This window comes from Providencia rustigianii DSM 4541, from assembly GCF_000156395.1.
In the GTDB taxonomy this organism is placed as follows: domain Bacteria; phylum Pseudomonadota; class Gammaproteobacteria; order Enterobacterales; family Enterobacteriaceae; genus Providencia; species Providencia rustigianii.
In genome coordinates this window covers 625,017-645,169 of the sequence record NZ_GG703817.1, presented here as the reverse complement: position 1 = coordinate 645,169, position 20,153 = coordinate 625,017, and the positions used below count along the sequence as shown (strand labels likewise).

Genomic DNA, 20,153 nt, shown 5'->3' with positions numbered 1-20,153 from the left:
TAAACCTCTACGGTGAGTTAGCAAAAAAATTATAAATCTTGCCGCCATGCATCAATAGATAAAGGCTCCCCAAAGTGGCTTTCAATAAGGCGGCGAGTGACATCATGTAATGGTGCCGCCAGCACTTCTGCTGTATTCCCTCGCTCAACCACTTCACCCTTATCCATGACTAAGACTTTATCGCTAATATGTTTCATCATGCCTAAGTGCTGAGTGACATAAATATAAGCAATATCTTGCTTTGCTTGTAAGTCGAGCATGAGGTTAATAATTTGGGAGCGCATTGACATATCTAAGGAAGCTAAGGCTTCATCAGCGATGATAATTTCTGGCTGTAAGATTAACGCTCGAGCAAGTGCAACACGTTGTTTCTGACCTGAAGCCAGCATATGAGGGTAGTATTCAGCATGATCGGCGAGTAATCCCACTTGACGTAATGTCTGTATGATCCGCCGCTCTCGCTCAATCCCTGTCAAATTAGTATTCAATTTTAATGGCAGTTCAAGGGTTTGTCCTACTCGCTGACGGGGATTTAGTGAGGTGCTTGGATCCTGAAAAATCATTCGAATCCGTTGGCTACGATAGCCATAGTCACCAAAACTCAGCCGTTGGCCACGAATTAAAATTTCGCCGCCAGATGGCTCTGTGACACCGGATAACATGCGTGCAAGAGTCGATTTTCCTGAGCCATTTGCGCCAATAATTGCTAACGTCTGTCCTGCTTGTAGATTAAAGCTAACAGGTTTAACCGCTTGTAATTCATGGCGGTGGAATAATCCTTCACGAAAACGAAATGTTTTCATTAGGTTACGAACCTCAAGTAACGTTTCCATCAAGGCAGTTCCTCCGTATTGAGAGGATAATGGCAAGCCACTAAGTGTCCTTTAATACTGCGTAATGGTGGCGCATCAATACAGGTACGTTGTGCATAAGGGCAACGTGGGCCTAAGCGACAACCAATCGGTAAATGTTCTAGTGATGGAATAGCACCAGGAAGGGTATTCAGGCGACCTTTATGAGGGATAGGACTTTCAAAATCAGGTATTGCTCGGATTAAAGCTTGTGTATAAGGATGTCGAGGACGTTGTAATATATCTTCCGGTGTTGCACTTTCTACGGTTTGCCCGCAGTACAGTACATTAATTCGGTCAACTAATTTGGACATCATTTCCATATCATGGCTAATCAGCAAAATACTCATTTTATTGTTTTGATTGAGTTTATCCAATAAACGAAAAATTTGAGCTTGAGTGGTGGACTCCATCGCATTGGTTGGCTCATCGGCAATCAATAGGCGCGGTTGATTGGCAATAGCGATAGCGATCATAACTTTCTGGCATTCGCCATCAGTGAGCTCATAAGGATAACTACGCATAATATCTTTATGATCTTTAATACCAACACGGTGCAGCAGTTCTATGGCACGACGCTTTCGCCAATTGAATCGCTGCCACCAACGACCTTTATAAGTCCAGCCAGGAATGGACTGAATGAGTTGTTTTCCTATATCAGCCGCAGGGTCTAGGCACGATTGTGGTTCTTGGAAAATCATTGAAATATTGTGACCTATTAAGCGGCGTCGCCTACGTGGACTTAACTTTAGTAGGTCAATATCTTGAAAACGAAAACGATCTGCGGTGACGCGGATGTTGTCTTTTGTGATCCCACAGATTGCTTTTGCTATAAGGCTCTTACCTGAGCCTGATTCGCCCACTAAACCACGGACTTCCCCTTCAGATAGCGTCATAGAAACACGGTCAACGGCTTTTACAGGACCGTTTGCTGTCATAAATTCAATCGTTAAATTGCGGATGTCTAACAGTGGCATTATTCAACTCCCGCATTGATAGCTCGATGTAATCCATCACCTAAAAGGTTGACGAACAATACACTGCTCATAATAGCCACTCCGGGTAAAATCACGGTCCATGGCGCGACATAAATTAATTCTAAAGTATCACCTAGCATGGCTCCCCATTCAGAGGACGGCAACTGAGCACCTAAATCCAGAAAACCGAGAGCGGCGATATCCAAGATAGCAATGGATAATGCACGAGTTAATTCAGTGACTAAAATAGGGGTAATGTTGGGTAGTACCGTGTACCACAAAATAAAAATATTCGATGCGCCATCCAAGCGAGCTGCAACAATATATTCTTTATCTAGCTCATCGTGAACGGCCACATAAATTGTCCTCACCATTCTGGGGATTAGGGCGAGACAAATAGCAAGCATGGCGTTGGTGAGGCTAGCACCCATAAATGCGACTACGATAATAGCAAGTAAAAGGGATGGAATTGATAACAGCGTATCGAGAACATGGTTAAATATCGCTGACTTCAGACCTCGGGTCATTCCCGCCAGACAACCTAAAATTAATCCAATTATTGTGGCAATAAAAGTAATGAGCAAGGCGGAGCCAAACGTTGATTTTGTTCCGATTAATAGTCGACTAAGGATATCTCGCCCGAGGTCATCAGTTCCAAAGAAAAAGGCAACCTCACCATAATGTGACCATGATGGAGGTGTAACTTGGTAGCCTAAAAATTGCTGGTCGAGAGCATAGGGTGCCAAATAAGGGCCTATGAAGCATAGGATAACGAGTAGCAACACTCCAAAAAAACCGATCATCGCCAAAACATCAGAAGAAAAAATATTCCATACCACCCGCGTAGGAGATGGCATTTTTTGTTCACGATAAAAATTATCTGAGGACATACCAATCCTTATGTTTTAACGGATCCATCATGGCACCTAAAATATCAGACAGCACGTTGACGGTGATCACTAAGGCTCCAATCAACATGACCCCCGCAGAAATTGCGGAGTAATCTCCCTGACGGATAGCAGTAACTAACCAACGACCTAATCCCGGCCAATTAAAGACTAATTCTGTCACCATGGTTAAAGTTAACATGGTGGAAAATTGTAAGCCTAACTTTGGGATAATGGGTGGGATCGCGTTATGGAAAATATGCCGACGAATGATTTTAAACCGTGAAAGCCCTCGTGTTGCTGCGGCTTTTACATAGTTACTGCTAGCGACTTCATCAGTGCTAATACGTACTAATCGGATCACTTCAGTGGTAGGTGCAAGGGCGAGGGTTAAAACAGGTAAAATCATGTGTTCTAACACGTTTATCATCATATCTTTACGATATGGTGAGTCAGAAAGCCAAGCATCAATTAAAGCAAAACCAGTAACAGATTTTAAGTTGTAGAGTAGGTCGATACGTCCAGAAACAGGTAGCCAGCCTAAATGTAGTGAGAAAAATAGGGTAAGCACTAACGCTAGAACGAAAACAGGGACTGAAAAACCCAGTAAAGCAAAGGTACTGATAGCTATATCAACTGGTTTATTGCGCCAAAATGAGGCAATCATCCCCAACGGAATACCAATAAATAGAGCAAACATAAATGCTAAAATGCATAGCTCCATAGTGGCGGGAAAAGTGTCTTTAAGCTGCTCTGTAATGGGCTCGCCATTAATACTAGAAACCCCAAAATCGAAACGCAACAGCCCATCAAAATAAAAAATGTAGGCATCGATAAGTGATGCACCACTTAATGGGGCGTTAGGCGTGAAGTAGCTTAAGCTGAAGCTGACCAAGGACAAAAAGAAAACGGTGACTAATAGTAACAGTATGCGCCTTAGCGAATAAATAATCATGGTTGCTGCTCCTGTTTCTTAGGAGGCAGTTTAGCCGATTCTTGCATTTCACGGTATACGCCAGCAAAGGATGTATTCCCAAAGGCACTGATGACTAATCCCTTCATATCATAACGATAAGCTTGTAAGCGTAAAGAATAGGCGAGGGGTAAAATAGGTAAGTCTTGCCCCAGTATTTGCTGTGCCTGATGGTAATAATCAATGCGATCTGAGAGTTGCTGAGTTAGGAGTGCTTTATGCAAGACCTCATCGAATAGTGGATTACACCAGTGACTTAAGTTGGTTTGTGAGCTGATCGCTGCACAGCTTAATAATGGACGGAAAAAACTGTCTGGATCGTTACTGTCAGTTGTCCAGCCAGCCAGTGTCATATCATGAGAGCGATCCATTAACTGATTTTCTTGGAAACGACCTTCAACGGATCGGATATTCATCACGATACCCACTTGTGCTAAATCTGCTTGAATTAGCTCAGCCATTTTCAATGGGCTGGGGTTATAAGACTGTGAGGCAACAGGAACCCATAAATCCAGTTGAAGTTTTTCTAAGCCCATTTCTTGCAGCATTTTTTTGGATAGTTCCGGATTATAGTCCGTTACTTTCGTTTGGTTATCAAAAGCCCAAGATGCTCGAGGTAAAATGGACGAAGCCGTTTCCGCTGTCCCATAGTAAATGGATTGCATCAAACGCTCATTATTTATTGCATAAGAGATAGCTTGACGAACTTTAAGTTGGTCAAGTGGAGGTTTGCTGGTATTGAATGCTAAATAAGCAATATTCATTCCGGAGCGCATGGAAATCCGCAAGCGTGGGTCATCACGTAGCACTTTAAGTTGGCTAGCGGCGGGATAGGCTAGTACGTCACACTCTCCAGTTAGCAATTTCGAAATACGCCCGGTACCTCCAGCACCCATATCAACGACCACCTCTTCCATACGAGGTTCGCCTCTCCAATACTGTTTATTACGCAGTAATCGTACAAACTGGCCAGATTGATAATCATCAAAGTAAAAAGGACCAGTACCAACAGGTCGCCAGTCAATCATTTCTTGGTGATTCTCAGCAGAAAGATTATCTGCATATTCAGCAGAAAGGATAGGGGCATAGTGGGTGGCTAAATGCCATAAAAAAGAAGCATCAGGAGATTTTAACCGAAATTCAACGGTATAGTTATTCAGTTTTTTGATACTTTCAACACTGCTGGCGAACTGCAAGCTATCAAAATACGGGTAGCGCCCACCATTAATATAGTGGTAAGGGTTACTGGTTTCGAACATGCGGGAAAAGCTAAACACGACGTCATCCGCATTCATATTTCGGGTAGGGGTAAACCACGGTGTAGTTTGAAATTGAACATCTTTTCTTAGATATAACCGATAAGTAGCTCCGTTATCTAAGACTTCCCAGCGAGCGGCCAGTTCGGGGATTAAACGATAAGTGAAAGGGTCTACATCAAGTAAACGGTCATACAGTTGTGCGCCTAAAGGATCAATGATCAAGCCACTACTCGCTAGTTGCGGGTTGAATGTGGTGACAATACCATTCACACAGTAGATAAAGCCTTTTTGGCGAATATCGGCTGGGACATCATTGGCAATGGTGTCTTTATAGCTTATGTCTGTTTCTTCCGTCGTAGCTGAAAGAGAAACAGTAAGTAAAAACCAAAGGATTAATAGGCGCATAGAGCTAATATTGTTGACCGGAATTGCCTTATTGTAGCGTAAAAATAGGGTAACAGGGTATAAGCAAAATTCAGGGGTATATTTTATGCTTGAAGAGCATAAAAATAGAGCGCAATTAAATACAAATAAGAATCAACAACAAATTAACTTACTGTAATTACTATGATTATAAATATTTCCAGCTTAATGAGAAATAATCGCATTAAAACACTTTACAAATGATACTAATAACTATTATCATTAACTCAGTCTCCTAAGTGGTTAAGCTTTTGCAGACAAGGTATGACATTGCTCACATTGCTTCCAGTGTTTTATTTAGATAGCCAGCTCGGGTGCTGGCTTTTTTTTTGCCCTCATAACATCTTTGTGCCACTAAGGCAGTGACCAAGGACTGTATCAATTATCCATACTAATTTGATGTTTTTTAATCAGCCCTCTTAATTGGTCATAGCTGAGGCATAAAGATTGTGCAGCCTTACGTTGATTAAAGTGAGATTGTTTTAACGCATCTTCAACATAATGTTTTTCTGATTGCAACTGCCATTGGCGTAAATCAAATGGAAATGTAGGTGACGAGGAGTGTGGCAAATCTATCACTGCTGGTGAAATAATTGTGTCACCCAGTTCAGCCAGTTTTTCACCAAAAGGGTTAAAGATAATCTCATCAACAGGGTCGTCACTATCCCCATGACGATATACGGAACGCTCCACGACATTCTTAAGCTCACGAATATTTCCTGGCCAAGGATATTGAATGAGTTCTTGTTGGGCTCTTTCGGTAAATCCACTGAAGTAAGATCGTTTAAGCTCACCAACCATACCAATAGCAAAGTGTTCTGCTAAGAGTAAAATATCTGATATTCGTTCACGCAATGGGGGCATACGAATGACCTCAAATGCGAGTCTATCGAGCAAATCAGCACGAAAGCGACCTTCACGAGCGAGCTCCGGTAAATTAGCATTCGTTGCACAAACTAAACGTACGTCAACCCGTAAGGACTGGCTTCCTCCCACTCGTTCTAACTCTCCATACTCAATGACTCTTAGCAATTTTTCTTGAACAGACATCGGTGCTGTGGCCAGTTCATCAAGAAATAATGTTCCTTTATCTGCACGCTCAAAACGCCCCTGATGACGTTTTTGTGCACCTGTAAAAGAGCCTGCTTCATGCCCAAACAATTCAGAATCTAATAAATTTTCATTGAGCCCGCTGCAATTTAAGGAGATAAAAGGTTCTTGCCAACGGGGAGATAAGTAGTGCAAGCGATCCGCAATAAGCTCTTTACCCGTCCCTCGTTCACCAATCACTAAAATAGGCTTGCTGAGTTTCGCGAGTTCAGATGCCCGTTCTAAGACATCGAGAAAATTACTGGAAACACCGAGGATAGTATTATTGGTTTGTTTCATGGTTATTTTTACCAATTGTTGGTTTATTTTACTCTCTCATAAATATAGGCTAAATAGTCAATAATGGATAATTAATTTAATTTTCATTTATTATCAATGAATTAAATAATAATTTAAAAATTGGCACGGTGTTTGCAATATTTCGAGTGTAATGAAAGATAACATCCATCAAGAGGATATAAATTATGGGTATTTTTTCACGTTTTGCCGACATCATTAACGCTAATGTTGCTTCACTGCTGGATAAAGCGGAAGATCCACAAAAAATGATCCGCCTGATGATTCAGGAAATGGAAGACATGCTAGTTGAAATTCGTTCCACTTCTGCACGTACTTTAGCTGAGAAGAAAAGTTTAGAGCGTCGTGTTGAAATGGGCGAAAAACAAGTTGCAGAATGGCAAGAAAAAGCAGAGTTGGCACTTATCAAGGATAAAGAAGACTTAGCTCGTGCAGCGTTAATTGAAAAACAAAAAGTACTGACCTTAGTGGATACCTTAAAACATGAGTTGATCATCGTGGATGAAACGTTGACTCGCTTAAAAGGTGAAATCACAGAGTTAGAAAATAAACTGCAAGAAACTCGAGCTAAACAGCAATCAATGACTGTCCGTTTGGAAGCCGCACAATCTAGCCGAAATGTTCGTCGCCAGTTAGATAGTGGCAAATTAGATGAAGCGATGGCGCGTTTTGAACAGTTTGAACGCCGTATTGACCATATGGAAGGTGAAGCGCAAAGCTACGGAATAGGTAAACAGCGCTCTCTTGAACAACAATTTGCAGAATTAAAAGCAGATGATGAAATTAGTGCACAGTTAGCGGCACTTAAAGCTAAAATTAACAAAGACGAATAATATTTCAGTGATATCAAACGCACAAGGCGCAGTGTTATCATTGCGCCAGTGCAAAAGTTTGAATAACCATAAATAAGGAAATGTGATGGGCTATGTTTTTCTGTCTCTCGTATTAATCATTTTTGTCATTTTCATTCTGCCAATTTGGCTGTGGCTACATTACAGTAAAAAGAATAGTGGGCAGGGAATTCAACTTACTGACAATGAAGTACAACGTTTAATGCAACTGGCAGAGCAGTCATCTCGTATGCAGCAACGAATTAAAGTGCTTGAAGAAATTTTAGATGCTGAGCACCCTAATTGGAGGCAAAAATAATGACTAACTTACGCAACCGTAAATTATATCGCTTAACGGATAAACGAGTTCTTGGTGGGGTTTGTTCTGGTCTCGCACAATATCTAGAGTTACCGGTTGCCTTGGTCAGAGCATTGGCTGTACTTGCCTTGTTTATGAGTTTTGGCTTAACGCTAATTGTTTATGTAGTGATGTGTTTCTTTATCGAGTCAGCTCCCAGTGACTACGCGACGGAGCAAAATATTGGTCCAGAAGTGGTGACGCTTTTAAATCAAATAGATGCACAACTCCAGGCTGGAGAGCTCAAACTTCGTCAAATTGAGCGTTATGTCACTTCGGATACCTATACTATTAATAGTAAATTTCGTAACCTATAACTGATTTGCACCATCACATGAATGGGAATAGAGTTTAACCACTGTATTCCCTTTGTGTTTTATTGGGAGAGAGATTAAGTAGGAGAACTATGAAACGGCTACAAAATGAATTAACCGATTTGGTGAATCGTAGTGTCGATCGCCATGTAAGACTTGCGGTCACAGGGTTAAGCCGTAGTGGTAAAACGGCATTTATCACTTCTCTCGTTAATCAGCTTTTAAACTCCACGACTGGTGCTAGACTCCCGCTCTTTTCAGCGGTTAGAGACAAACGTATTTTAGGCGTGAAACGGATCCCTCAACGGGATTTCTCGATCCCACGCTTTGCTTATGATGAAGGTATCGCGTCGCTCTATGGTGATCCACCACAATGGCCAGTGCCAACTCGTGGGGTTAGTGAAATTCGCTTAAAGATTCATTACCGTTCGGATGACTCTTTTGTCAGACATTTTGTCGATAACTCATCCTTATACTTAGAAATTGTGGATTACCCTGGCGAGTGGCTTCTTGATTTACCAATGCTGGACTTAAATTATTTGACGTGGTCCAGTCAAATGAAAGTGTTACTCAAAGGAAAGCGTGCAGCCTTAGCCAATGAATGGCTACAACTGTGTGAAAAATGTGATCCGCTGGCGCCGGTTGATGAAAGTTTACTTGCTGATATTTCAAATGCTTATACTGCTTATTTATTGGAATGTAAGCAGCAGGGGCAACATTTTATTCAACCGGGACGCTTCGTTTTACCTGGGGAGTTAGCGGGTGCTCCTGCATTACAATTTTTTCCATGGACAAATATTGAAAAATATGGTGAAAAACAGTTAGCTCAGGCGGATAAAAACAGCAATATTGGGGCTTTGAAACGTCGCTATCAATATTATTGTGATCACGTGGTTAAAGGATTCTATAAAGATCATTTCCAACGTTTTGACCGTCAAATCGTGTTGGTTGACTGTCTGCAACCACTAAATAGCGGTCCTGACGCCTTTAACGACATGAGGATGGCATTAACCCAATTGATGCGCAGTTTTCATTATGGAAAGCGTACTTTGCTGCGTCGCATGTTTTCTCCATGTATTGATAAACTGCTCTTTGCTGCCAGTAAGTCTGACCATGTTACACCGGATCAACATGCGAACCTCGTTTCACTGTTACAACAATTGGTGCAAGAAGCATGGCAAAATGCGGCATTTGAAGGGATCAGTATGGACTGTGTAGGCTTAGCATCTATTCAAGCCACAGAAAGCGGGCTGGTAGATTATAAAGGTGAAAAGTTACCTGCGCTAAAAGGTGCGCGTCTAAGTGATGGCCAGCCGATGACATTCTATCCGGGTGATGTACCAAAGCGTTTACCGAATGAACAATTTTGGCAACATCAAGGATTCCAGTTTGAAAACTTTAGACCGCGTCCGACGCCATTAGACCAGCCATTACCGCATATTCGAATGGATAGTGCACTTGAATTTCTGTTAGGAGACAAACTGAAATGAGTGAACCTCTGAAACAACGTGTTGATTTTTCGGATAAACAGAACGATGTGCAACTTGACAATCTGAAACAAGCAAAGGTTTTTGACGAACAAGCATTTGAAAAATTTGTGCCAGTAGATATCAGTGAAGAGCAGGATAATCAAGACGGTGAAGTTGAAAGTCTGATTAACGAGGCCCTTAAACCAAAACGCAGTTTTTGGCGTAAACTTGTCGGAGCTGCTGCCGGAATTTTTGCTGTTAGCGTGGTTGCTCAATTAGGAATTTGGATTCATCAATCTTGGATTACTCAAGATTGGACCGCTCTAGGTACTGCCGCCGCTGGGGGATTGATAGTGGTTGCAGGTGTAGGCTCTATTGTGGGGGAATGGCGTCGTTTATACCGTTTAAGAGAAAGGGCGCAAGAGCGTGATTTTGCTCGCGACTTACTTCATAGCCATGGTATGGGGCAGGGAAAAGCATTCTGCGAAAAGCTAGCCAAACAATCAGCATTGCCAATGCAACATCCGGCAATACAAAGCTGGCAGGCTACGGTACATGACTCCCATAATGACCGTGAGGTTGTTGAATTATACAGTAAATTAGTTCAGCCTATTTTGGATGAGCAGGCTCGAAAAGAGATCAGTCGCTCATCAGCTGAGTCGGCTTTGATGATTGCGGTCAGCCCATTAGCCATTGTCGATATGGCATTTATTGCATGGCGAAACATTCGTTTAATTAACCGTATCGCAGCGATTTATGGCATTGAACTTGGCTACTACAGTCGTATTCGTTTATTTAGAATGGTATTGATTAACATCGCATTTGCTGGAGCATCTGAATTAATTCGTGAAGTGGGTATGGACTGGCTTTCGCAGGACATTACAGCTCGTCTATCTACCCGAGCAGCCCAAGGCATTGGAGCCGGACTGTTAACTGCGCGTTTAGGCATCAAAGCGATGGAATTATGTCGCCCATTACCATGGATTGAAGATAAGCCTAGACTTGGCGATTTTCGTCGCCAATTAATTGGGCAACTGAAAAATGCGATTCCAAGTAAAAAAGATAATGTTTAAGCTGTAAAATTAACTGGCAGGATGAGTTGACAGTGTAACTCATCCTGCCATCGTAGATAATACCGCCATTCTATTGCTGATTTAAACAACAAAAAAACTAATTTAACGCTATTATCTTTATAATTTCATTATAAATCTGATAAGTGTCAACAATATGTGACACAAATACTGTATTACTCCCCTGTTTGAAGCTAAAATATCAGCATTCCTTCTTTTCCCATTAAAGGTTTACCCATGCGCCTCGAAGTGACTTGCCAAGACCGTATCGGTCTAACGCGTGAATTACTTGACCTGTTAGTTCTGCAAAATATTGATCTAAAAGGTATTGAAATTTCAGCTCAACGTAGAATTTATCTCAATTTTACACCAGTCGATTTTCAAGTTTTTAGCACGTTAATGGCGGAAATTCGTCGCATTAATGGGGTAATTGATGTTCGTCGAATCTATTTTATGCCATCGGAGCGTGAGCATAAGGCAGTATGGGCATTACTTAATTCATTCCCTGAAGCCGTATTATCGATTGATAATAAATTCAATATTGAATTAGTTAACCCAATGAGCTTACAGCTTTTTGGTCTTGATGAAGTTAAAATTAAGCAAAAGTCATTCTCTCAATTAATTGCAAACCATGGTTTACATCGCTGGTTTGAAAAAGAGTCTCCAGAGCCATACACCGAGAGAGTTTCGGTTAAGGGTAATGATTACTTGATGCAGGTGACACCTATTATTTTGTCAGATGAAGATGGCAAATTGCATTGCACTGGTGCGGTTATCTTATTGAAATCATCAGTTCTTCTCGATAATCATCGCAAACAAGTTGTTGCCGATAATAATGACAGTGGCTTTAGCCAGATTGTGGCGGTGAGTTCTGCCATGGTTCAAGTGGTCGAGCGTGCGAAACGAGTGGCTATGCTTGATGAGCCATTATTACTTGTGGGTGAAACGGGAACGGGTAAAGATATTCTCGCAAAAGCGTGTCATCTACACAGTAATCGCGGTAATGCGCCTTTCCTTGGCTTAAACTGCGCCTCAATGCCAGATGATGTTGTTGAAAGCGAATTATTTGGTTATGCGGCAGGGGCATACCCTAATGCACTAGAAGGAAAAAAAGGTTTTTTTGAGCAAGCGAATGGTGGAACGGTTTTACTCGATGAAATTGCAGAAATGACCCCGCAAATGCAAATCAAATTACTGCGATTTCTCAATGATGGTACTTTCAGACGTGTTGGTGAAGAGCATGAAGTTAAAGTGAATGTAAGGGTTATTTGTGCCACACAGAAAAATTTACCAGAGTTAGTTGAACAGAAAAAATTTCGTGAAGACCTCTATTATCGCCTCAATGTTTTAACGTTGACTATCCCTCCATTAAGAGAACGTACCGAAGATATAAAACCGTTAACTAAAGTCTTTGTCTCTAATTTCTCCAAAGAATTGAATATTGATGAGCCCAAAATTTCGCCATCGTTAATTGAATATTTAAGCTCATATTATTGGCCAGGAAATGTAAGGCAATTAAGAAATACGCTCTACCAAGCGTTAACACAATTTAATGGCAATGTTTTAGATATTGAAGATATTCAATTACCTGATGTTGCAAATACCCCAGCAATCGCTTTGGATACTTTAAATGGTTCTCTTGATGAAATTACAAAGCGCTATGAAGCATCTGTATTAGCTAGATTATATCGTGATTATCCGAGTACCCGAAAACTAGCCAAACGTTTAGATATTTCTCATACTGCAATCGCGAATAAATTGCGAGAATATGGGTTGAATACTAAAAAAGAGCAAGACTAACGCGATGAAAAATTATTTAGCAGTCAGTTTATTTGGATTATTAATCAGCATGAGTGCGAGTTGTTTAGCTCAAAGTGAAAACAGTGAGCTGGATAAGCGATGTAAAGTGGTGGAGCAAACAACGGATGAGATGTATGAAAATGGCGCATTAATCCAATGCTATTTTCCAAACATGGCTTTATTAAATGCTTACCAAGAGTATCGTGATTTACTTGGCGATGATAGAAAATATTTGGCGAAGAAACTGATATCAAATAAAGATGTGGACGTGAACTGTACGGATGATAATTGCTCATCGATTCATTATCGCTGGAGTGGGGATAAACAATTAAATATTGAGCAAAATTTTGCGGGTGGTGAGACGACCCTTAAATTTATCCAGAAAAATAATGATACACACCTTGATATAAGATACTTCCCAGATTAAGACTATCTATTTTTTATTATTTAAAATATTCAAATGAAATAGCTCACAAATAATTTAATTTATAAAAATTATTTGATGAGCTAACTCGATTAAACTAAATTTACACTTTTTTCATGGTGAAACGGTGATCTGATCATTGCGATTAGTCCATCGTTTCTGCTATATAAAGATAGACAAAGGCTTTAATGAGTAAAGTAAACAATAAGAAAAATGCTTATTTTGTGCATTGATTATTCTTATCGCAACGTTGGTTATAGACCTTCAAGGAGTTGCAATGGAACAATTCACTATTAATTTTGTTGTTAATTTTAAGCTTCGTGAATATATGTCTAAATGTCATTATCAAAGTGATATGTTTGAATCGGCAACTTCAGCGGCTGAACTTTATTTAATGAATAAAGCAGCGGCTAATTATCTCGCTAAAAAAAATCGTTTTACGTGGGAGGCGTTAGTTAAAAATGGTGATAAATCGAGAGATTTAATTATCGATGTTCTGACTTCCTGTTGCCCTGTAACTCAAGAGCAGGCACAAAGAATACTCAGCACGTTATCTCATACACTCATCAGTATGATGAAAGACAATGTGATATTTGCAAATGTGGTCAATGCTAAAAATCATAAACCGCTATATTGGGCTCACGTTGATTAAAGTAGATGGATACAAAAAAGCATAGCAGCCAATTAGAGGCTGCTATGTACAAGCCTAAATTAACATTATTTTAGGCTACTTAATGCGTTATCGTAATCCGGCTCTTCAGTAATTTCAGGCACTAATTGGCTATAAATAACGTTATTGTTTTCATCTAATACCACGACTGAACGTGCAGTCAGACCTTGCAGTGGGCCCGTCGTCATTTCAACTCCATAGTCTTGTGCGAAATTACTACGAAAAGCTGATAATGTGACTACGTTATCTAATCCTTCTGCGCCACAAAAACGTGCTTGAGCAAAAGGTAGATCTGCAGAAATACACAGAACGACAGTGTTGTCTAATCCACTAGCTAATTGATTGAATTTACGAACAGAAGCAGCGCAAACACCGGTATCAACACTTGGGAAGATATTCAGAATTTTGCGTTTACCTTGGTAAGTATCTAAGGTTGCCTCGCTTAAGTCTTTAGTGACCAGAGTAAAAGGCTTTGCTTGTGCTCCAGCTTGTAAGAACGTGCCACCTAATGAAATGCTATTACCTTTTAGTGTAACTGTCTGCGACATGAGTTTTTCTCCCGTTTATAAATTGAGTTGAAGGATTTCAAGTTAGGATATTGAGCTTTAAATTCAAAGAATGACCTAATTGATGACCTTAACTTTTTGTTTTTACATCTATTATTGACCAAATTACGCTTTAATTTTTACGATGTTAACGCTAGTTAAGCGATTCATCCAGTATACAACTGATAAGCCCTATCAAGCGCTTCTGTTTTTTATTATGGATTATCTTAAAATACCATATTCAAGATAATAAAAAGAGCGCTTTGTGCCGAGTTTTACTTGTTATATGATGCCTAACAGGCTGAATATTGATGGATAGCCAAATCAGTGACTTATTGGCACATAATGGCTCATATTTTTAGCTTATCAAATGTCGACTGAGCAAGTTTTAATGTAATCCTTAAAGCTTTGCTACGTATTTTTTGCCTAATAGTAGATAGAATAATAATATGCATAAATGTTCACGTACCTCTTTAGCTGTATTACTTTCATCCTTTTTTCTGACTACTCCAGCAATGAGTGCTGTTATCCCTGCCGGAACTGTATTAGCTGAAAATCAAGAAGTTGTCCGTCATTTGAAAGATGAACCAGCTTCTTTGGATCCGATTAAATCTGTTGGTCTCACTGAAGCGCAAGTGATGCGTGATTTATTCGAAGGATTAGTGAATCAAGATAACCATGGGCAATCTATTCCGGGTGTGGCTTTGAGTTGGCATACTGAGGATAACCTTACATGGATTTTTAAATTGCGGCCTGATGCGGCTTGGTCTAATGGGGAGCCTGTGACGGCGGAGGACTTTGTTTATAGTTGGCGCCGTCTGGTTACTCCAACAAACACATCGCCTTTTGCATGGTTTGCTGCACTGTCTGGAATCAATAACGCACAAGATATTATTGATGGGAAATTGCCTCCAGAGCAATTAGGTGTAGAAGCGCTAGATAATCACACATTAAAAGTGGTATTAAATAAACCTGTTCCCTATTTCCCATCATTAACAGCGAATTTTAGTCTATTTCCCGTACACCGTGATACGGTTGAAAAATTTGGTGCAGATTGGATTAAAGTGGGTAATTTAATCGGTAATGGTGCATTTGAACTCAATGACCGCGTTGTTAATGAAAAAATTGTATTAACGCCAAATACCCACTATTGGGACAATAAAAATACAGTTATTACCAAAGTGACTTTTGTGCCGATTAACCAAGAGTCACATGCAACTAATCGTTATTTAGCGGGTGATTTGGATATTACAGAATCATTCCCTAAGCAGCGTTATAAAAAGTTATTGGAAGATATTCCTAATGAGGTTTTTACACCTGATCAGTTAGGAACTTATTATTATGCTTTTAATACCCAACGGGCACCGACAAATGATGTACGTGTTCGTCAAGCATTATCAATGGCAATTGATCGCCAACTGATTGCCAGCAAGGTATTAGGAACGGGAGAGAAACCAGCAAATTATTTCACTCCAGATGTTACTGCCGGTTTTAAACCACAAAAAGGTTTCTACCAGACTCATTCGCAAAAAGAACTCGACCAGCATGCGAAAACATTATTAAAGCAAGCCGGATATGGGGAAAATAATCCACTGGAACTGACATTGTTATATAACAGTTCAGAAAATCACCAAAAGATAGCGATAGCGATTGCATCTATGTGGAAGAAAAAATTGGGTGTTCAGGTAAAATTGGTTAATCAAGAATGGAAAACTTACATCGATAGCCGAAATACGGGCAATTTTGATGTGATCCGCGCATCTTGGATAGGGGATTTTAATGAGCCTTCTACATTTTTATCCTTATTAACCTCCCAGCATAGTGGCAATATTCCTAAGTTTAACAACCCGAATTATGATGCGTTGATGAGCTCTGCGAGTATTGAAACGAATGATGGAGTACGTAATGGATATTATAATCAGGCGGAAGCTGTTATAGCGAAAGAAGCGCCAATTGCCCCAATTTATCAATATACCAATGCGCGCTTGATTAAGCCTTGGCTAAAAGGTTATCCAATCGAAAACCCCGAAGATGTAGCTTATAGCCATAGTTTTTATATTATCAAGCACTAGTAGACGAATTTGGCCAGTGCATGTGTGCTGGCTAAATGAGGTATTTTCAATAAGATAGATAAAAAAAACTCCTTCCACTGGAGAGTAAGAAGGAGGACCAAAAAGGAATAAACACTACGGGGTTAATGATAGGAAAAATAATTATTGTTTTATTGCTAATTTGTGTCAATGGAGTGAGATCTCTTTTGCAAAAATGGCGATATTTCATCAATCTATCTAAATCGCATATATTATTGCTCTATCTTTTTTCGAATTTAATATAAGTTTTTCTGTTAGTCCCATCCCTAAGATATTCTTAGAATTTATTGCAATATCTCCGTTAATCTACTAAAAATAACGTATTTCCAATGCAAGGAGATATTGCATGGCGTCAATCTATGGATCCCAATTTCAAGACTCTAGTCCAGTACATGCCTTTCAATTGAATGGAAAAGGCGGTTTTTTACCGATTGATGTAAATGCAACTGCAACTCAACAATCCCCATTTTGGTTCCATTATGACTATAAAAATAAAGAGTCATTCAATTGGATCCAACAGTCGGATTTATTTAGTGACCAAGTAAAGTCGGCGTTGACTGGAAAATCGAGCCGCTTACGCATGGTACGTGTTGGTGACGGTGTTTTACTGACCTTACAAACATTAAATAATACGGTAGGGCAGCGTCCTGAACAGCTAGTGGCTTTTCGTATCTTCATGAATAGCCGGATGATTGTTTCTACTCGCCATCGTAAGGTTAAATCACTAGACTCAGTGATTGAGGATTTACACGATGGTGTTGGCGCCCAGAGCACGGGTGATTGGCTTGCTGACGTCACCGATGCTATCACGGATGAAATTAGTGACTTCACGGATTTACTCCATGAACGCCTTATTGAGATGGAAGATGATATTTTACGCGGTGAAATCCCCGAACGTGGTGAATTGGGATTGCTTCGTAAGCAAATCATTGTTATTCGCCGTTATATGGCACCTCAACGAGATATGTTTTCTCGCTTAACGGCTGAAAAGTTTTTATGGTTGGAAGATGCAGATAGGCGCCGGTTACAGGAAATTGCTGACAGATTAGGACGCTGTATTGAAGATCTCGATGGTTTTATTGCTCGAACTGCCATTATGTCTGACGAAATCACCAATATGATGACCGAGATGATGAATCGTCGTATTTATACGATGTCATTAATGGCAATGATTTTTTTACCAACGACGTTCTTGACTGGGTTATTTGGTGTGAACCTTGGTGGGATCCCTGGGGGAGAATTCAGATTTGCGTTTAGTGCTTTTTGCGTATTGCTTGCCTGCTTAATTGCAACCGTCTTTTGGTGGTTAAAAAGAAGTCGCTGGCTATAACAGTAGTGAATTATTCTTGGTAATGGGAACTAGTTTGAGATAAATCAATAAAGTGGATAAGGTTTTAAGGCAATATTACTTCCGCAGGTGAATGCAACGTTGAGCGATGAACGTTGTGCTCCATAATTGTAGTTTTTCTCATATTGAGTTCTTATACAGAATAATTGACCACTGTAATGCCGATGTCTTTTACATCGGCTTTTTTTTGCCTAAAATCTAGGAATTGCCCCAAATTGAGGCAATCCATTAAAATTTAGCTAAATTTATTTTATTTCAATCACATCTAAACGGTCAGCACTAAAGTCAGGTTGGTCATCTTCATCTATCATTGGCTGAGATGGCAACTCTTCACGGTCAAATGCCATATCTCCACCATTAATAACCGCATCGCCATGAGAAATATTTTTAAAATCAAATAGCGTGGTATCACAGAGATGGGAGGAAACCACATTTTGGGTTGCACTGAACATAGTTTCAATACGCCCTGGATAACGTTTATCCCAGTCACGCAGCATCTCTTTGATGACTTGGCGTTGTAAGTTTGGCTGAGAACCACACAGGTTACATGGAATAATTGGAAACCCTTTAGCTTCAGCAAAACGTTCAATATCTTTTTCACGGCAATAAGCGAGAGGACGGATCACAATATGTTTGCCATCGTCACTCATCAATTTTGGTGGCATACCTTTTAATTTACCGCCGTAGAACATGTTTAAAAATAGAGTCTGTAAAATATCATCGCGGTGGTGACCAAGTGCAATTTTGGTTGCACCTAATTCAGTGGCAGTGCGATATAAAATTCCACGACGCAGACGAGAGCATAAGGAGCAGGTCGTTTTCCCCTCTGGAATTTTTTCTTTAACAATACCGTAGGTATTTTCTTCGACGATTTTGTATTCAACACCCAATTCATCTAAATAGGCTGGCAAAATATGTTCAGGGAAACCGGGTTGTTTTTGATCTAGATTTACGGCAACTAGTGAGAATGAGATTGGCGCACTTTTTTGTAAGCTTTGCAGTATTGCTAACAGAGTGTAGCTGTCTTTCCCGCCAGAGAGACACACCATAATACGGTCGCCATCTTCAATCATATTGAAATCGGCAATGGCTTGCCCTACATCACGGCGAATGCGTTTTTGGAGTTTATTAAAGTTGTATTGTTCTTTATTGGTAGTCATTCTGTGTTGTTCTTTATTGTCGCGAAATGTTTTACCTAGCGTAAAACCAAAGCTCAAGTATGGAGAAGAAATTTTTAGAGGCACATGATACCAGATGGATGAGGATTTTTGATACAGATTCGCAAAAAAGTTGGAATGTAGGGAGAATGGTGCGAAGTAGATGAGATTGATATTTATCTGATACACATCGACTAGAATTCAGGGTAATTTTATCTAAAAAGGAGAAATTACAATGGCAATGTTTAACCCGATGGACATACTTGCACATGGAATGATGGGAACCATCAGCATGGTGGTCACCCCAGTAGAATACTTCATCTATAGTGGTGTGTTTGCAGAGCTATTCTTGTTCTCAATGTTTTAATAGAAGCTCAAACTCAGTAAAAGAACTGATTATCGCTATTATAATCATCGTCCTAGTAACGGGTCATATTTTGTTGTTATAGGACGATGAGGTAAAATAATCGTATTGTTGGAAATGACATTTTAATTCTGTAAAGCAAATTCTACCGCTTTTTGGGCATGTATAGCGGTTGTATCGAAAACAGGAACAGAAGTATCTTCTTGACCGACCAATAGCGTAATTTCAGTACAACCTAGAATAATTCCTTCTGCACCTTGTTTGACTAATTGACGCATAATACGTTGATATTCTGCTTTTGATGATTCCTTTATTTTACCCACGCATAATTCATTATAAATAATGTCATGAACAACCTTACGGTCAGCATCATTGGGTATTATCACATTTAATCCGAATTTATCACTCAGCCTATTTTTATAAAACGCTTGCTCCATAGTGAATGCGGTTCCTAAGAGCCCGATAGTTTTAATACCTGTATTGGAAATGCATTCACCTGTGGCATCTGCAATATGTAATAACGGAAGTTTAGAGATATCTTCAATTTGTGGTGCAACTTTATGCATTGTATTTGTGCATAATACTAAAAAATCAGCACCTGCTGCTTGTAGTCGAAGGCCTGCATTGGCTAAATGTTCTGCGGCTAAGTCCCATTGACCATGGGATTGGAAATGTTCTATTTCTGCAAAATCAACGCTATATAAAGCAATTTTTGCAGAATGTAATCCACCTAAATGTTGTTTAATGCCTTCATTAATTTGTTGGTAATAAAGTAGGGTTGATTCCCAGCTCATTCCACCAATAAGTCCGATGGTTTTCATCATGTTATGTCCTATTTTGTTATTTTTATTACTATACTGACCACCATAAATAATGGTCAATAAAATAATTTTAATCAGACTTTTAAAACTATCTTATCGGAAGGCGTTATTAAATG

At 39.9% G+C, this 20,153-nt stretch carries 20 protein-coding genes; 11 read left to right on the top strand and 9 right to left on the bottom strand.

The window, feature by feature from the left end; translation table 11 throughout:
- Nucleotides 1-29 precede the first annotated feature (29 nt).
- The 6 genes from sapF to pspF form a co-directional block, all read right to left on the bottom strand.
- Nucleotides 30-833, bottom strand: a complete 804-nt coding sequence (gene sapF, locus PROVRUST_RS03090; protein WP_006813236.1) for a putrescine export ABC transporter ATP-binding protein SapF — start codon at nt 831-833, stop codon at nt 30-32.
- The gene (gene sapD / locus PROVRUST_RS03085) at nt 833-1,828 is read right to left on the bottom strand and encodes a putrescine export ABC transporter ATP-binding protein SapD (RefSeq protein ID WP_006813235.1); all 996 of its coding nucleotides are present in this window, start codon (nt 1,826-1,828) and stop codon (nt 833-835) included. Before sapD ends, sapF begins: the two co-directional genes overlap by 1 nt.
- Nucleotides 1,828-2,718, bottom strand: a complete 891-nt coding sequence (sapC, locus tag PROVRUST_RS03080) for a putrescine export ABC transporter permease SapC (protein WP_006813234.1) — start codon at nt 2,716-2,718, stop codon at nt 1,828-1,830. Before sapC ends, sapD begins: the two co-directional genes overlap by 1 nt.
- Nucleotides 2,705-3,670, bottom strand: a complete 966-nt coding sequence (gene sapB / locus PROVRUST_RS03075; RefSeq protein WP_006813233.1) for a putrescine export ABC transporter permease SapB — start codon at nt 3,668-3,670, stop codon at nt 2,705-2,707. Before sapB ends, sapC begins: the two co-directional genes overlap by 14 nt.
- A complete protein-coding gene (gene sapA, locus PROVRUST_RS03070) occupies nt 3,667-5,352 on the bottom strand; it encodes an ABC transporter substrate-binding protein SapA (RefSeq protein WP_006813232.1) in 1,686 nt (561 codons plus the stop codon). Before sapA ends, sapB begins: the two co-directional genes overlap by 4 nt.
- Nucleotides 5,353-5,748: 396 nt before the next feature.
- Nucleotides 5,749-6,759, bottom strand: coding sequence for a phage shock protein operon transcriptional activator (gene pspF, locus PROVRUST_RS03065; RefSeq protein ID WP_006813231.1), 1,011 nt, complete (start codon nt 6,757-6,759; stop codon nt 5,749-5,751).
- Between the two features lie 185 nt (nt 6,760-6,944).
- On the opposite strand from pspF, the gene pspA reads away from it, so the two are divergent.
- The 8 genes from pspA to PROVRUST_RS03025 all read left to right on the top strand — a co-directional run bounded on the left by pspA (nt 6,945) and on the right by PROVRUST_RS03025 (nt 13,694).
- Nucleotides 6,945-7,610 (top strand): phage shock protein PspA, encoded by a 666-nt coding sequence (pspA, locus tag PROVRUST_RS03060; protein WP_006813229.1) that lies wholly within the window; start codon nt 6,945-6,947, stop codon nt 7,608-7,610.
- Between the two features lie 85 nt (nt 7,611-7,695).
- The gene (pspB, locus tag PROVRUST_RS03055; RefSeq protein WP_006813228.1) at nt 7,696-7,926 is read left to right on the top strand and encodes an envelope stress response membrane protein PspB; all 231 of its coding nucleotides are present in this window, start codon (nt 7,696-7,698) and stop codon (nt 7,924-7,926) included.
- Nucleotides 7,926-8,282 carry a PspC domain-containing protein gene (locus PROVRUST_RS03050; protein ID WP_006813227.1) on the top strand — a complete coding sequence of 119 codons (357 nt, stop codon included), beginning with the start codon at nt 7,926-7,928 and terminating at the stop codon, nt 8,280-8,282. Before pspB ends, PROVRUST_RS03050 begins: the two co-directional genes overlap by 1 nt.
- An 89-nt stretch (nt 8,283-8,371) precedes the next feature.
- Nucleotides 8,372-9,769 (top strand): YcjX family GTP-binding protein, encoded by a 1,398-nt coding sequence (locus tag PROVRUST_RS03045; protein ID WP_006813226.1) that lies wholly within the window; start codon nt 8,372-8,374, stop codon nt 9,767-9,769.
- Nucleotides 9,766-10,821 (top strand): YcjF family protein, encoded by a 1,056-nt coding sequence (locus tag PROVRUST_RS03040; RefSeq protein ID WP_006813225.1) that lies wholly within the window; start codon nt 9,766-9,768, stop codon nt 10,819-10,821. Before PROVRUST_RS03045 ends, PROVRUST_RS03040 begins: the two co-directional genes overlap by 4 nt.
- A 234-nt stretch (nt 10,822-11,055) precedes the next feature.
- Complete coding sequence (gene tyrR / locus PROVRUST_RS03035) at nt 11,056-12,618, top strand: transcriptional regulator TyrR (RefSeq protein WP_006813224.1); 1,563 nt, start codon at nt 11,056-11,058, stop codon at nt 12,616-12,618.
- 4 nt (nt 12,619-12,622) lie between these two features.
- Entirely contained in the window at nt 12,623-13,045 is a 423-nt protein-coding gene (locus PROVRUST_RS03030; RefSeq protein WP_006813223.1) for a hypothetical protein, read from the top strand.
- 274 nt (nt 13,046-13,319) lie between these two features.
- The gene (locus PROVRUST_RS03025; protein WP_039854137.1) at nt 13,320-13,694 is read left to right on the top strand and encodes a hypothetical protein; all 375 of its coding nucleotides are present in this window, start codon (nt 13,320-13,322) and stop codon (nt 13,692-13,694) included.
- Between the two features lie 65 nt (nt 13,695-13,759).
- Here PROVRUST_RS03025 and tpx read toward each other — a convergent pair whose 3' ends face one another.
- Nucleotides 13,760-14,260, bottom strand: a complete 501-nt coding sequence (tpx, locus tag PROVRUST_RS03020; protein WP_006813221.1) for a thiol peroxidase — start codon at nt 14,258-14,260, stop codon at nt 13,760-13,762.
- A 446-nt stretch (nt 14,261-14,706) separates the two neighbouring features.
- Between tpx and PROVRUST_RS03015 the strand changes: the two genes are divergently transcribed.
- On the top strand, nt 14,707-16,329 hold the full coding sequence (locus PROVRUST_RS03015; protein ID WP_039854134.1) for a peptide ABC transporter substrate-binding protein: 1,623 nt from the start codon (nt 14,707-14,709) through the stop codon (nt 16,327-16,329).
- Nucleotides 16,330-16,693: 364 nt separating this feature from the next.
- Nucleotides 16,694-17,677 (top strand): zinc transporter ZntB, encoded by a 984-nt coding sequence (gene zntB / locus PROVRUST_RS03010; protein WP_006813219.1) that lies wholly within the window; start codon nt 16,694-16,696, stop codon nt 17,675-17,677.
- Between the two features lie 263 nt (nt 17,678-17,940).
- Here zntB and ttcA read toward each other — a convergent pair whose 3' ends face one another.
- On the bottom strand, nt 17,941-18,912 hold the full coding sequence (gene ttcA / locus PROVRUST_RS03005; protein WP_255312724.1) for a tRNA 2-thiocytidine(32) synthetase TtcA: 972 nt from the start codon (nt 18,910-18,912) through the stop codon (nt 17,941-17,943).
- Nucleotides 18,913-19,093: 181 nt separating this feature from the next.
- Here ttcA and PROVRUST_RS20310 point away from each other — a divergent pair, with 181 nt between their 5' ends.
- A complete protein-coding gene (locus PROVRUST_RS20310) occupies nt 19,094-19,219 on the top strand; it encodes a hypothetical protein (RefSeq protein WP_255312655.1) in 126 nt (41 codons plus the stop codon).
- A 122-nt stretch (nt 19,220-19,341) separates the two neighbouring features.
- Here the strand turns inward: PROVRUST_RS20310 and PROVRUST_RS03000 are convergent, their stop codons facing one another.
- A complete protein-coding gene (locus tag PROVRUST_RS03000; protein WP_039854404.1) occupies nt 19,342-20,037 on the bottom strand; it encodes an aspartate/glutamate racemase family protein in 696 nt (231 codons plus the stop codon).
- Nucleotides 20,038-20,153: the final 116 nt, after the last annotated feature.

Excerpts from the sequence above, each read along its gene's own strand:
- sapF (WP_006813236.1), bottom strand. The coding sequence starts at position 833 with ATGGAAACGTTACTTGAGGTTCGTAACCTAATGAAAACATTTCGTTTT.
- sapD (WP_006813235.1), bottom strand. The coding sequence starts at position 1,828 with ATGCCACTGTTAGACATCCGCAATTTAACGATTGAATTTATGACAGCA.
- sapC (WP_006813234.1), bottom strand. The coding sequence starts at position 2,718 with ATGTCCTCAGATAATTTTTATCGTGAACAAAAAATGCCATCTCCTACG.
- sapB (WP_006813233.1), bottom strand. The coding sequence starts at position 3,670 with ATGATTATTTATTCGCTAAGGCGCATACTGTTACTATTAGTCACCGTT.
- sapA (WP_006813232.1), bottom strand. The coding sequence starts at position 5,352 with ATGCGCCTATTAATCCTTTGGTTTTTACTTACTGTTTCTCTTTCAGCT.
- pspF (WP_006813231.1), bottom strand. The coding sequence starts at position 6,759 with ATGAAACAAACCAATAATACTATCCTCGGTGTTTCCAGTAATTTTCTC.
- pspA (WP_006813229.1), top strand. The coding sequence starts at position 6,945 with ATGGGTATTTTTTCACGTTTTGCCGACATCATTAACGCTAATGTTGCT.
- pspB (WP_006813228.1), top strand. The coding sequence starts at position 7,696 with ATGGGCTATGTTTTTCTGTCTCTCGTATTAATCATTTTTGTCATTTTC.
- PROVRUST_RS03050 (WP_006813227.1), top strand. The coding sequence starts at position 7,926 with ATGACTAACTTACGCAACCGTAAATTATATCGCTTAACGGATAAACGA.
- PROVRUST_RS03045 (WP_006813226.1), top strand. The coding sequence starts at position 8,372 with ATGAAACGGCTACAAAATGAATTAACCGATTTGGTGAATCGTAGTGTC.
- PROVRUST_RS03040 (WP_006813225.1), top strand. The coding sequence starts at position 9,766 with ATGAGTGAACCTCTGAAACAACGTGTTGATTTTTCGGATAAACAGAAC.
- tyrR (WP_006813224.1), top strand. The coding sequence starts at position 11,056 with ATGCGCCTCGAAGTGACTTGCCAAGACCGTATCGGTCTAACGCGTGAA.
- PROVRUST_RS03030 (WP_006813223.1), top strand. The coding sequence starts at position 12,623 with ATGAAAAATTATTTAGCAGTCAGTTTATTTGGATTATTAATCAGCATG.
- PROVRUST_RS03025 (WP_039854137.1), top strand. The coding sequence starts at position 13,320 with ATGGAACAATTCACTATTAATTTTGTTGTTAATTTTAAGCTTCGTGAA.
- tpx (WP_006813221.1), bottom strand. The coding sequence starts at position 14,260 with ATGTCGCAGACAGTTACACTAAAAGGTAATAGCATTTCATTAGGTGGC.
- PROVRUST_RS03015 (WP_039854134.1), top strand. The coding sequence starts at position 14,707 with ATGCATAAATGTTCACGTACCTCTTTAGCTGTATTACTTTCATCCTTT.
- zntB (WP_006813219.1), top strand. The coding sequence starts at position 16,694 with ATGGCGTCAATCTATGGATCCCAATTTCAAGACTCTAGTCCAGTACAT.
- PROVRUST_RS20310 (WP_255312655.1), top strand. The coding sequence starts at position 19,094 with ATGTTTAACCCGATGGACATACTTGCACATGGAATGATGGGAACCATC.
- PROVRUST_RS03000 (WP_039854404.1), bottom strand. The coding sequence starts at position 20,037 with ATGAAAACCATCGGACTTATTGGTGGAATGAGCTGGGAATCAACCCTA.